The organism is Paenibacillus sp. FSL W8-0187 (assembly GCF_037969755.1).
GTDB lineage: Bacteria > Bacillota > Bacilli > Paenibacillales > Paenibacillaceae > Paenibacillus_AQ.
The window spans coordinates 2,981,244-2,994,198 of record NZ_CP150206.1 but is presented as its reverse complement, the minus strand read 5'-3'; the positions used below and the strand labels follow the sequence as shown (position 1 = coordinate 2,994,198).

Here is a 12,955-nt window from a genome sequence, read left to right as displayed (position 1 = left end):
GAAGCCTATGGCTTAACTTGGTATTTAGACTAAAAAGAATAAAGAAGGTGCCATTATTCTTGCTCAAATTATTTCGTTATTTACGTCCCCACTGGGCTGCGGCCCTGCTTGCGCCGCTGCTCATGCTGCTGGAGGTCGCCATGGATTTGTTTCAGCCCATTCTCATGGCCAGCATTATTGATCAAGGTGTCATGCAGAACGATACTTCACACATTCTCCATACAGGTCTTATCATGCTGGGTGCGGCTGCCATCGGGCTGCTTGGAGGTCTCGGATGTACGATCTATTCTTCCGTTGCCTCGCAGCGTTTCGGTGCCGACCTGCGCCGGGATTTGTTCCGCAAGGTTCAAACCCTCTCGTTCCGTAATCTGGACGACATCTCGACCGGTTCACTTATCACCCGGCTGACGAGCGACATCGTTCAGCTTCAGACCATGGTCCAGATGCTGCTGCGCATCTTCGTTCGGTCTCCGTTTCTCGCGATTGGAAGCATTATTATGGCGGTGATCATTAGCCCCAAGCTTGCCATCATTCTGGCCATTGCCGTTCCATTGTTGTTCGTTGTGATGTTCTTCCTGATCCGCGCCACCCTCCCCTTATTCGCCACCGTTCAGAAGAAACTCGATAAGGTGAATACGGTCCTGAAGGAGAATTTCGCTGGCATCCGGGTATCCAAAGCATTCGTGCGAGCCGGGTATGAGAAGGATCGATTCCATCAAGCGAATACCGACTTCACGCAAGTTTCGGTTAAAACACAACGGATCGTTGCGCTCAATATGCCCATCCTCACCATGATACTGAACATCAGTATCGTGGTTGTCCTATGGCTTGGCGGGAAGAACGCGATCGATGGCTCTTTCGAGGTGGGAAGCCTGGTAGCCTTTATCAACTATGTGACGCAGGTGCTATTCTCCGTATCCTCCGTCGCGATGATGCTGGTCCGAATCTCTACAGCTAAGGTTTCCGCTGATCGTATCCAAGAAGTCATGCATACGGAATCCGAGATTGTAAACGTTGCTCAGCCGACGACGAATGTATGCAAGCAGGGAGAAATCGTATTTGACCAGGTGACTTTTTCCTATAAACCGGAAATACAGAAGCCCGTTTTACATAATATCAGTTTCAAGGTTCAGCCAGGGCAGACCGTCGCAATTATGGGAGCAACCGGTTCGGGAAAAACCTCGCTGGTATCCCTGCTCCCCCGCCTGTATGATGTAACATCCGGGCGGATATTCATCGATGGGACCGATGTGCGACAGATCGACTTATCGGCGTTACGCGAACGCATTGGCATCGTCCTTCAAGAATCCATCCTCTTCACAGGCACGATCCGGGACAATATCCGCTACGGGAAAGCGGATGCTTCCGATGAAGAAGTGATGGCAGCAGCTAAGGCTGCGCAGGCGCATGAATTCATTTCGTCCATGCCGGAAGGGTACGATACCGTGCTTGGACAAAGAGGCGTGAACCTCTCCGGCGGCCAGAAGCAGCGGATCTCCATTGCACGGGCATTATTGCTTCGCCCCGCCATTCTTATTCTTGACGACAGCACAAGCGCCATCGATATGGGGACGGAGTCCAGGCTTCAGAAAGAGTTAGCCCAGCTGATGAACGGTCGTACCTGCCTCATGATTGCCCAGCGGATCTCTTCCGTGATCGATGCCGATCTTATACTGGTGCTGGATGATGGAAAATTGGTAGCGGAGGGTACGCACAGCGAGCTGCTTGCTTCCTGTGAGTTATACCAGGATATTTATCAATCGCAATTCGGTAAGGAGGTGTCTTCCCATGGTTAAAGCGGATCAGGAAACCAAGCAAGGCCATGCGGACGCTCCGGACTTTAGCATGCGCGGCGGTAACCCCATGCGTGGAATGACGATGGCCAAGGCGAAGCCCAAAAATACGATGGCAACGCTTCGCCGGATCTGGGGTTACATTCGTCCATTTAAGGGCGGTATGATCGCTGTTTTCTTATTCACGCTCATCGCGACGATTCTGTCCCTGGTGGCTCCTTTCCTGCTGGGAAACGCGGTGGATCATTACATCATTCCAGGAGATTTCGAGGGACTCATGGGGTTGTGTGCGGTGCTTCTTGCCGTTTACGCGGGTACCGCGCTCACGGCATGGCTACAACAGCATGTCATGGTTAAGGTCTCCCAGCTGTCTATTCAGGCCATGCGGAGGGATATTTTTGTAAGACTTCAAATTCTTCCGCTGCGATTCTTCGACAGCAAGACGCACGGCGAATTGATGAGCCGCACGACCAACGATATCGAGAACGTCTCCGGGACATTGAATCAGAGCGTAACCCAGCTAATCTCAAGCGTGCTGTCCCTGGTTGGATCGCTTGCCATCATGCTGTACCTCAACGTATGGCTGACGCTGCTCAGTATGGTGACCATTCCGCTTGTCATGCTGTTTACGAAGACAGTAGCAAGCCGAACAAGGAAGCATTTCTCCAAGCAGCAGAGCACGCTGGGGGAGCTTAATGGCTTTATCGAGGAAACCGTCTCCGGTCAGAAGGTTGTACAGGTATATCGCCGGGAGCGGCATGCCGCTGCGCAGTTTGATGTCATGAACAAGAAGTTGACCGATGCCAGCATTCAAGCTCAGATCTATTCGGGTACCGTCGGTCCGGTTATGAACGTGCTGAATAACGTCAGCTTTGCTTTAATTGCGGCGGTTGGCGGGTATATGGCATTCAAGGATTATACTACCGTGGGTGTTGTCGTTGCATTTCTAAACTACTCGAAGCAGTTTCAACGGCCGCTGAACGATCTAGCGAATCAATTCAACCTGGTGCAATCTGCTGTGGCGGGTGCTGAACGGGTCTTTGAGATTATTGATACCGAGTCCGAGTACCAAGACAACCAAGACGATAATACAACGGATGACATGTATGGCGAGGTACAATTTGACCGTGTCTGTTTCAGTTATAAGGAGGGCGTCCCGATTCTGAAGGATGTATCACTCACCGCTCGGCCGGGCGAGACCATTGCGCTCGTCGGTCCGACAGGTGCCGGCAAAACCACCATCATCAATCTGCTCACCCGTTTCTATGAAATCGATTCTGGCGTCATCACCATTGATGGGGTCGACATCCGTCAGTTGGATAAGGACAATCTGCGGAGCAAGCTGGGAATCGTACTGCAGGATGCCTATGTATTCTCGGCATCGATTCGAGAGAACATCCGCTACGGCCGGCTTGATGCCTCGGACGAAGAGATCGAAACTGCCGCCAAGCTTGCCAATGCGCATGACTTCATCATGAAGCTGCCCGAAGGCTATGATACGCAGCTTCTCTCGGGCGGAGGCAACCTGAGCCAGGGCCAGCGGCAGCTCTTGACGATCGCGCGTGCGGTGCTTGCCGATCCGGTCATACTGATTCTAGACGAGGCTACCAGCAGCATCGATACGCGGACGGAGATGCATATTCAAACCGCCATGCGCACCCTGATGCAGGGCCGAACGAGCTTTGTCATCGCTCATCGTCTAAGCACGATCCGCGAGGCTGACCAGATTCTCGTCATGAATCAAGGCGGTATCGCGGAGCGTGGCACACACGAAGAACTCCTGGCCAAACGCGGCTTTTATTACGAGTTATACAACAGCCAGTTTAAGTTAACCAGTTAAGATGGCCTTCGACATTTTTCTTACAGGCCGCTGACAAAAAACAAGAGAGCGGGTTCCATGGAACCCGCTCTCTTGTTTTTCTGCTATAAGGATAAATGATCTGCGTACAAAGCGCAGCGAACTGAGCGCAGCGTACCACACAACTTCCTTCCCCTTATAACTACAGAGCAATATCTGAATCAGTATCAGTCTAAGACGAACACGGATTATTCTTCCCATTTGGCGCTACCGGACCTGATCGCCTTTATTTCGATCAAAATAACTCGATTCGCGAATCGAGCGGACAATAGCACCTTCATTTCCATCAAAATCGCTGAATTCGCCAATCGAGCGGACTCCAGGTCCGTTATTTCGTTCAGAATTGCTCATTTCGCGAATCGAACGGACACCAGATCCGTTATTTCAGTTAACATAGGGCGATAATCACACTTTTACGGCGAATAACGTATCTCATGTCCGCTAAACTAGTTAAACTCATCTTTTTTAACTAAATAACGGATGCTCAGTCCGTTAGAAATGCAAATATAATAAAATGCAATTCGACGCAAAACAAATACAATACAATACAATACTACGCAATACAAATACAATGCAATGCAAATGCAATACAATGCAATATAACCTTTCAAATGCCTTTCAAACGCAATACAAACGCCCTTCCAACGCTCTTCAAACGCACGCACTTCCATTGCAATACAAAGCAACCATCTCGCACGATTTCATCATTCCAACTCAACTCGACTGGCATTACTCACGATCCGTTTGACGGCACCGATAATCCTTTCCATCTCCACATATTGATTACCCGGCGCATTGTATTCGACGCCCCAGTAACCCTTGTATCCGCCTGCGAGCAGGCTCCGTACCTTCTCCTCCGCTTCGGGATGGACTGCTGTTTTTGCATCAAAATGAGTATGTACCGTCCATGGGGCAACCATCTCATCACCTTCAGCCTCATCTGCCTTCCATCTGCCAAGATGAAGGAGAAAACCAAAAGCCGGATGTTGGACTTCCTCCGCAAGCCGTTTCATTTCTCGCGGAAGCAGCGATGCGCCCATATGATTTTCCGGACCAATGGTATAACCGCCATCCGCTGCACGATCCGCATATTCCCGATAACGTTTAACGGTATACTCGAATTGTTCGTAAGTCACCGGCTCCGATTCCTTATAACTGCCGCCGGTGTCGATTCGCACGGTTTCGGCGCCCAGGATTTCAGCGGCATCCAGATGAACCAGCGCGTTCTCGTACAGCCTCTGCCGGATATCCGGGTCTGGATCCCATAGGTGCGCTCCATCCACAGCAAAGTTAACCACCCTCATCTCTTTCTCATCCAGTGCCTCTCTGATTTTCCGGATGTAACTCTTATCAGCAAGCTTATATACGCTATCGCTCCGATCGATGAAAAAACCGTTCCACAAATCAACCGCATCCATTCGGTACCGGTACTTCACCGTCTCCAAATAACCGAACACATCCATTTTTCCATCCAGAAACGTATTATAAAAAGAATAGCCGCCAATCGAAATATTCACCTGAATGCCCCCTTAGAGAATAGATCAAAGCACGATCTTCCGTTTATCACACTACCAAACACCCTGCGCAGCATATCTTACTCTATGGTGTATTTAAGATGATGATATTCCCCGCCGGAGAGAAAACCTTTCTTCCTATACAGTTGCTCCGCTTGATTCCCCGTCGTTACAAAGAGGCGCAGCACAGGGTAATCAGGCTCCAAGGCCGTTAATGCCCTATCCAGCATCGCGCTCGCCAACCTCATTCCTCGATGTTCGGGTAATACTGCGATGCTATAAACGAGTGGCAGGCCCTCCCATAAAGAGATCAAACATACACCGACGATTTCTTCCGTTGTTCGGTCATATACTACTGAAGAGGCTTCCAACAGCTTGGGGTCCACTATGTCAAAATATCGGGCCGCATCATCCGCATAAACCTGGACTTCCCGCTCATCCGGGCCATTTGCATACGCTTCCCTAAACACCTCTACAATCTTAGACATATCTTCTTTTGTGGGTCTTCTATCCATATAATGGAGATCCATCGATGTTTCCAGCTGTTCGGTAGGCCGCATCATGCATTGCCTGGATTCAACCTGAACGAAACCATTTTCACGAAAAGCGATCTCCTGCTCAACCAGAACATTATGAGTATGCAGAGACTCTGTCAAATTCCAGGATTTTAAGGTATAGCTCTTCACGTAATCAATCATCTTTGTGGTAATAGAATATGGGGGGATACCAAACACAAGTCCGATGGAATGGTCAGACAAATAAACTCCCGCCACTTTATCTTCACCTAAGGCAACCCAGTAACCGTCGTCCGAATCCGCTAGAACCTTGGTTAAATCACCCCAGCTCGGTCTAAACCAATTATTCTTATAATAGGTAGCAAAATATTTCGAGAACATCTTGGGATCCGCCTTTATTAATCTGTATTCCATAAGTCCCCCTCCTCATACCCTTTTGAATTAGGCCCATTATATAGGTTGGAAGAGGAGTGGGCAAAGGGATTTATCTTCTATAATAAAAAAATCACACATACCGTTTCGGCTAGGATAGAATCAGGCTAACCCCCAGATACCCCGCTGTTCCCCACATAATCAACGCTGATATTCGGTTCAACGTGGACAACCATTTCCCTGATGGATCCATCCTTCCCGCTGTCCTGCCCGCTATTCCAAGACCCAAGAACCACAACCACGAAACTGCGATACATACAACGGCAAAGACCACTTTGTCGATCCCTGTATATTGGAGCGAGCTTGTGCCAATGACCCCGATCGTGTCCAGAACAGCATGCGGATTTAACAAGGATACAGACATGGCAAATACAATTTGCTTTTTCGGCGTAAACGAACGAGTCTCTTCTTGCGCTTGATCCGAAGGTTTACTCTTCCAGGTTACCCTTCCCATATAGACCAGGAAACAGATCCCCAATGAAAACAGCACGGTTCGGATCCATTCATATTCCAGAACAACAACGGATACCCCCAGAACCGCTAATGAGATCAGCAGCGTATCACATAGCGATGCGGTAATCATGACGGGCAGTGCCTTGATGAAGCGGGGTTGTACCGCTCCCTGATTAAATACAAACACGTTCTGCACGCCCAAAGGAAGAATAAGACCTAAAGCTAGAATGAATCCATGAACGATGACGCCTATCATATGAAACCAAACCTCCAGCGAATATTTTCACCATTGTAAAGGAGGTTTTCGCTTGCGTCTCCAACCAATTGGTTGGCGCTTGACCCAACCAATGAGTTATACTGAGGCATATTCCTACATGAAAGCGGGTTTACCTCTACCTATGGCTGAAGATTGGAAATTGAATAAGCACTCCGATGTGCCGCTTCATCAGCAAATCTATGATGATATCAAGCGCAGAATCATGAACGGGGAATGGCCGGTCGGAACCCGAATTCCAACGCAGCGAGATCTGGCTGCCAAATTTCAAGTGAACCGCAGCACCATTGTGTATGCACTCGGGGAGCTCGCCGCAGACGGTTTAATCGAATCCCGCGTGGGACAAGGGACCGTAATTATTAACAATACATGGAGTTTACTTGCTGCCACACCTCCGCCTGATTGGAATCAATACGTGAAATCCGGCTCCTATCAGCCCAACATCCATATGATCCAGCAAATCAATCGTGCGGAAGCCGATGCTAGCATGATCCGTCTCGGAACAGGCGAGCTCTCTCCTGATCTCCTTCCGGCTGACCAAATGCGGGAGACGTTTAGCGGCAGGATGTCCAGCCGCTTCACCTTGGGCTACTCGGAACCGAAAGGGAGCCTATACTTAAGGGAAATCATCAGCGATCATCTGAAAAAGAAAGGGATTATGGCCTCCCCTGCTTCCATACTCATCGTCTCCGGCGGGCTGCAAGGCTTACAGCTGATCTCGCTTGGACTGCTGCATCACGGTTCCTCCATTTTGGTAGAGAATCCCTCTTACCTGAACTCGATCCATGTGTTTCAATCCGCCGGCATGCATTTGCACGGCATCCCTATGGATGAGAACGGGATCCGAACGGAAGCCATCGGGAGACTTAAGCGCCAACACAGGGCTGCTCTGCTGTATACCATCCCTGCCTTTCATAACCCTACCGGAACGCTAATGTCTTCCGACAGGCGGGCAGAACTGCTCCAGATTTGTGGTCAAGAAAGGCTGCCCTTAATCGAGGATGACGTGTATGGGGATTTATGGTTAGACACCCCCTCACCCCTCCCTCTGAAAGCTTCGGATAAACAAGGCCTAGTGCTCTATATGGGCAGCATGTCCAAGACCCTGGGTCCTGGGCTGCGCATCGAATGGATCGTCGGGCCTGAGCCGGTCATCGACCGGCTGTCCGATATCAAAATGCAAACCGATTACGGCTCCAGCTCCCTTTCCCAGCATGCCGTCGCCGAATGGCTCTCCAGTGGGTTATATGAGAATCATCTCGCTCAGATCCGGGCAGAGCTGATGAGACGCCGAGACTTTACCCTAGCGTTATTGGAGCAATATTTCCACGATATCGCACGCTGGAATATCCCTCAAGGCGGGTTCTATATTTGGCTTTGCATCAAGAACCCCCTCTCCATTCGCCCTTTATTTGAGCAGGCGCTGAAGGAGAGTATTCTGCTTAATCCGGGAAATATATATGATCGTAACGACCAGCAGCATCTGCGCCTATCCTATGCTTACGCCTCGTACGATCAGCTGGAGAGCGGGCTTATCCGGCTTGCGGAGCTTATCCGCCTCCATGCGGTATCATAAGAAAAAGGGCCCTCCCCCGGACTTTGATCCACAGGAAGGCCCATTCCTATTGTCAGTGTGCCACCCTCCGCAATGCCAAGCAGAATCGGATTCGTGATCGTGCCTGGCGGCATATATACCCCACTAATGAGCGGCATGATTGGAATGATGGACGGAAACAACGTTCCAAATTGCTCAGGTGACTGCAATATGCCGACCAAGAGCATCGATAAAGCGACGATGGTAAAGGAGAATAAAGACGCAACGAGCAGTGTGACAAATAGCATTGCAGGCTTGGCGTGGTATAACGGCGATAGAAAAAAGGCCGTGAAGAAAATGGCGCTGCTCCCCAATCTCCAAGGCAATTGGTCAGGATTGCCATGTTGGATCACAGGGAGGAAGGCAAAAATCCAGCTCAAACCAAGAAATATAAACCATATCCAGAACGACCGCACATCGTCCCCTCTCTTTCCACTCAAGTAAACTCATGGCTCCCCGTATAAAATAACGTTCCAAATTTTAGTTATATCCTATCACAAGCCTCTTCGGTACTTTTGGGGAAATAAGTAAACTGGAAACAAAAAAATCGCATCGATATTATTGTGAAAAAATATACATACACGCTTAAACCCTTATCAATACTGGGATTTATTCGGCAAGCCCAGAAGGGAAATACAGCGAAAAACAGGCCCGGAATTGTGACGAAACTGGTAACTCTCGTGAATGTTTGAACAAAGTATGAACTGCCCCAGAACCGCGCCACTACAATGATTTCGCTCACAACCCTCCCCTTTTGTAACAAATTGAACACATAAAATTACATACATTGACACGAATGTGGGTTTATCTGTTAATTATACAAATTTATGTGTTTTGCAAAGCCGACCGGAACTTTCTACTATAGATGTGTTAGTAACATTGAATCGAACGAACGTTTCAAGGAAAGGGGTACATCATGAACAAAAGAGGGCCGTTATTTGCATTGTTTTTATGCTTTACCTTGCTCTTATCGGGCTGCAGCTCGATCACGGTATTAGATCCGAAAGGACCGGCTGCGAGAACCCTATCCGATACAATCATATTCTCCATTCTCATGATGGTCGGAATACTAGCGGTTGTTTACGCGCTCTATATCTACATGCTCACAAAATATCGAGCCAAGAAATCCAACGAAGGTTACGAACCGCCTCATGAAGAGGGCAACAAATGGCTGGAAATTCTGTGGACTGCCATTCCGATTCTGATCGTTGCCGTGCTCTCTGTGGTAACCGTCAAAACGACGGTCGCCGTCGAGAACGTTCCTGAAGGATACGAAAACCAAAAGCCTTTGGTCATTTACGCTTCCTCTTCGAACTGGAAATGGCACTTCAGCTATCCGGAAGAAGGAATTGAGACCGTCAATTACGTCAACATTCCAACCAACCGTCCGATCGAATTCCGTCTCTACTCTTTCGGTCCGATCACAAGCTTCTGGATCCCTCAGCTTCACGGGCAGAAGTATGCGATGAGCGACATGATCACCAAGCTGAACATGGTTGCCGACGTACCAGGTTCGATGATGGGCCGTAACGCGAACTTCAACGGCGAAGGTTTTGCCCATATGGAGTTCGAAGCCCTTGCCATGACCTCTGCCGAGTACGATGAGTGGGTTCAGGATGTAAAGGATACCGCGCCTGAACTGAAGGAAGATGAGTTCAAGAAGCTTCTGGATACCGCGCATGTCGGACGAATGACCTTCTCCAACACGCATTTGGAATTCAGCCCGCCGCCATCCGAAGACCATCACCATGGCGGTGATGTCAACGGCAATGAGGAGCATCAGAACCATAAAGAGGTCCACCCGGACCCTGCAACAACGGAAGAAACGGAATTTGACAGCGAAACGAACGTGGATCCAAACGAACCGCTGCCGGACTCCCCGGCTGAAGAAAGTCCAAATCATCAACATGAAGGACATTAAATCGGTGAGGAAAACGTTCTTCACCTGATCTACTTCATACATCTAGAAAGGAGCTAGGCCTTTATGAAATGGGACGAATTTTTCGTTACCGGTGATCCGTTAATTTACGGTGCCATGGTGAGTATTGTTCTCGTCTCGCTTGCAATCCTCTTCGGTTTAACCTTTTACAAGAAGTGGGGTTATCTCTGGCGGGAATGGCTCACAACCGTGGATCACAAAAGAATTGGGGTCATGTACATCATCTGTGCATTGATCATGCTGTTCCGCGGAGGCGTGGACGCTATCATGATGCGTGCGCAAACCGCTGCGCCGGACATGAAGTTTCTGAACGGTCAGCATTATAATGAAGTATTCACGACTCACGGGGTCATCATGATCCTCTTTATGGCGATGCCGTTTATCTTCGGTCTGATGAACGTCATCATTCCGCTTCAGATCGGTGCCCGTGACGTAGCTTTCCCTAAACTGAACGCAATCAGCTTCTGGCTGTTCTTTGCCGGCGCGATGCTGTTCAACATTTCCTTCGTTATCGGAGGCTCGCCGGATGCCGGCTGGTCCGCCTATTTCCCGCTGGCCAGTATCGAGTTCAGTCCGACGGTCGGCAATAACTACTACTCGCTGGCGCTTCAGATTTCAGGGATTGGTACCTTGCTGACAGGTCTGAACTTTATCGTGACGATTCTGAAGATGCGTGCTCCGGGCATGACCCTGATGCGCATGCCGATGTTTACGTGGTCTGTATTGATCACTTGCGTCATTATTATCTTTGCTTTCCCTGTACTTACGATTGCGCTCTTGCTTATGATGTTCGACCGCGTCTTTGGTTCGCAATTCTTCACGATGGCCAACGGCGGCATGGATATGCTATGGGCCAACCTGTTCTGGGTATGGGGACACCCTGAGGTATACATTGTCATTCTGCCAGCTTTCGGTATTTTCAGTGAGATCATCTCGACTTTCTCCAGAAAAAACTTGTACGGTTACAGCTCCATGGTATTGAGTATGGTGATTATCTCCGGGTTGTCCTTCCTGGTATGGGCCCACCATTTCTATACGATGGGTCAAGGGGCTATGGTTAACGGCTTCTTCTCCATCACGACGATGGCGATTGCCGTACCGACCGGAATCAAAATATTCAACTGGCTCTTCACGCTTCGAAAGGGTCGAATCAGTTTTACGACGCCGATGCTCTACTCGCTTGCCTTTATTCCGATCTTCACGATCGGTGGCGTTACCGGCGTCATGCTGGCGATGGCCAGTGCCGACTATCAGTATCACAATACGATGTTCCTGGTTGCCCACTTCCACTATGTGCTCATTCCAGGCGCCGTATTCGCCGTCATTGCCGGTTTCCATTACTGGTTCCCTAAAGTGTTCGGCTTCCGTCTGAACGAAAAGCTTGGCAAAATCGCATTCTGGTTCATTGCCATCTCATTTAACGTTACGTTCTTCCCGATGTTCTTCCTGGGACTTATGGGAATGACCCGTCGTACGTACACCTATTCGGCTGAAACCGGCTTTGGCCCGCTGAATATGCTGTCGATGGTCGGCGCAATTGGCCTGGCGATCGGATTCATCATTCTGGTATACAACATCTACTGGAGTACACGTTACGAGCCGCGCGACAAAACAGGAGATCCATGGGATGCACGTGCACTGGAATGGTCTACGCCAAGTCCGGTTCCTGTATACAACTTTGCGGTAACGCCGAAAGTCAAAGGCCGCGACGCCCACTGGTTCTCGAAGAAAAACAACGAGCCGCTTTCGGATGAGAAAATCACGAAGATTCACATGCCAAGCAACACCGGAAAACCATTTATACTGGGTATCGCCTTCTTCTTCCTTGGCTTCTTCCTGGTATTCAGCTGGTGGATTCCATCCATCGTTGCCGGTATTGCGGTATTGATTATTTTGGCAACCATGTCCTTTGACCGTGATCACGGATACTACATCCCGGTTGAAGAGATTGTTCAAACCGAACAGAAACTGCGGGGTGATACGGTATGAAAATAGATGCCACTCAGCCGCTGGAATATGGAACAGAGGAAAACCGTAATCGTATATTTGGCTTCTGGCTGTTCCTTGGAGCTGAAATTGCGCTCTTTGCAACCTTGTTTACCGTCTACTTCGTTCTCGTGAACCGCTTTGCCAGTGGTCCGAGCGGAGCAGAAATCTTTGAAATTACACCAGTATTACTTGAAACGTTCCTGCTCTTAACGAGTAGCTTCACCATTGGTTTGGCTGTTCATGCGATGCGTCTGGGACTGAAAAAGCAGATGATGATCTTTATGGTCATCACCCTGCTGCTCGGTGCAGGATTCCTTGGGATCGAGATCTTCGAATTCTTCACCTATGTGCATGAAGGAGTAACACTCTCAACCAGCGCCTTCTCCTCCAGCTTGTTCACATTGCTTGGCACCCACGGAGCTCACGTTACCTTCGGTCTCCTGTGGGGAACTGGCATTCTGCTTCAAATTAAAAAGCATGGACTGGATCATTCCACAGCCAACAAGTCCTTCATCTTCTCGCTCTACTGGCACTTCCTGGACGTTGTGTGGATCTTCATCTTCAGCTTTGTATACTTGAAAGGACTGATGTGAC

At 49.3% G+C, this 12,955-nt stretch carries 10 protein-coding genes; 6 read left to right on the top strand and 4 right to left on the bottom strand.

The genetic code is table 11. From position 1 onward, the window contains the following. The first annotated feature begins 59 nt into the window (after nt 1-59). Together MKY48_RS13480 and MKY48_RS13475 are read left to right on the top strand one after the other, a co-directional pair. A complete protein-coding gene (locus MKY48_RS13480; RefSeq protein ID WP_339293141.1) occupies nt 60-1,796 on the top strand; it encodes an ABC transporter ATP-binding protein in 1,737 nt (578 codons plus the stop codon). Next, a complete protein-coding gene (locus MKY48_RS13475; RefSeq protein WP_339293140.1) occupies nt 1,789-3,633 on the top strand; it encodes an ABC transporter ATP-binding protein in 1,845 nt (614 codons plus the stop codon). Before MKY48_RS13480 ends, MKY48_RS13475 begins: the two co-directional genes overlap by 8 nt. A gap of 722 nt (nt 3,634-4,355) precedes the next feature. Here the strand turns inward: MKY48_RS13475 and MKY48_RS13470 are convergent. The 3 genes from MKY48_RS13470 to MKY48_RS13460 all read right to left on the bottom strand — a co-directional run bounded on the left by MKY48_RS13470 (nt 4,356) and on the right by MKY48_RS13460 (nt 6,821). After that, nucleotides 4,356-5,168 carry a TIM barrel protein gene (locus MKY48_RS13470; RefSeq protein WP_339293139.1) on the bottom strand — a complete coding sequence of 271 codons (813 nt, stop codon included), beginning with the start codon at nt 5,166-5,168 and terminating at the stop codon, nt 4,356-4,358. A 77-nt stretch (nt 5,169-5,245) separates the two neighbouring features. After that, nucleotides 5,246-6,094: an N-acetyltransferase gene (locus MKY48_RS13465; protein WP_339293138.1), complete on the bottom strand. Its 849-nt coding sequence runs from the start codon at nt 6,092-6,094 to the stop codon at nt 5,246-5,248. Between the two features lie 109 nt (nt 6,095-6,203). Further along, on the bottom strand, nt 6,204-6,821 hold the full coding sequence (locus tag MKY48_RS13460) for a LysE/ArgO family amino acid transporter (RefSeq protein ID WP_339293137.1): 618 nt from the start codon (nt 6,819-6,821) through the stop codon (nt 6,204-6,206). 142 nt (nt 6,822-6,963) lie between these two features. Between MKY48_RS13460 and MKY48_RS13455 the strand changes: the two genes are divergently transcribed. Next, nucleotides 6,964-8,415, top strand: coding sequence for a PLP-dependent aminotransferase family protein (locus MKY48_RS13455; protein WP_339293507.1), 1,452 nt, complete (start codon nt 6,964-6,966; stop codon nt 8,413-8,415). Here MKY48_RS13455 and MKY48_RS13450 read toward each other — a convergent pair. Beyond that, on the bottom strand, nt 8,355-8,873 hold the full coding sequence (locus MKY48_RS13450; protein ID WP_339293136.1) for a hypothetical protein: 519 nt from the start codon (nt 8,871-8,873) through the stop codon (nt 8,355-8,357). The genes MKY48_RS13455 and MKY48_RS13450 overlap by 61 nt on opposite strands. 476 nt (nt 8,874-9,349) lie before the next feature. Here MKY48_RS13450 and qoxA point away from each other — a divergent pair, with 476 nt between their 5' ends. The 3 genes from qoxA (at nt 9,350) to qoxC (ending at nt 12,954) form a co-directional block, all read left to right on the top strand. Then, nucleotides 9,350-10,354 (top strand): cytochrome aa3 quinol oxidase subunit II, encoded by a 1,005-nt coding sequence (qoxA, locus tag MKY48_RS13445; RefSeq protein WP_215154828.1) that lies wholly within the window; start codon nt 9,350-9,352, stop codon nt 10,352-10,354. A gap of 63 nt (nt 10,355-10,417) precedes the next feature. Continuing rightward, nucleotides 10,418-12,361, top strand: a complete 1,944-nt coding sequence (gene qoxB / locus MKY48_RS13440) for a cytochrome aa3 quinol oxidase subunit I (RefSeq protein ID WP_076321253.1) — start codon at nt 10,418-10,420, stop codon at nt 12,359-12,361. Then, entirely contained in the window at nt 12,358-12,954 is a 597-nt protein-coding gene (qoxC, locus tag MKY48_RS13435) for a cytochrome aa3 quinol oxidase subunit III (protein ID WP_076321252.1), read from the top strand. The genes qoxB and qoxC overlap by 4 nt, the downstream gene beginning before the upstream one ends. Nucleotide 12,955: the final 1 nt, after the last annotated feature.

Coding starts and splice junctions, on each gene's coding strand:
- MKY48_RS13475 (WP_339293140.1), top strand. CDS start 1,789: ATGGTTAAAGCGGATCAGGAAACCAAGCAAGGCCATGCGGACGCTCCG.
- MKY48_RS13465 (WP_339293138.1), bottom strand. CDS start 6,094: ATGGAATACAGATTAATAAAGGCGGATCCCAAGATGTTCTCGAAATAT.
- MKY48_RS13460 (WP_339293137.1), bottom strand. CDS start 6,821: ATGATAGGCGTCATCGTTCATGGATTCATTCTAGCTTTAGGTCTTATT.
- MKY48_RS13455 (WP_339293507.1), top strand. CDS start 6,964: ATGGCTGAAGATTGGAAATTGAATAAGCACTCCGATGTGCCGCTTCAT.
- qoxA (WP_215154828.1), top strand. CDS start 9,350: ATGAACAAAAGAGGGCCGTTATTTGCATTGTTTTTATGCTTTACCTTG.
- qoxB (WP_076321253.1), top strand. CDS start 10,418: ATGAAATGGGACGAATTTTTCGTTACCGGTGATCCGTTAATTTACGGT.
- qoxC (WP_076321252.1), top strand. CDS start 12,358: ATGAAAATAGATGCCACTCAGCCGCTGGAATATGGAACAGAGGAAAAC.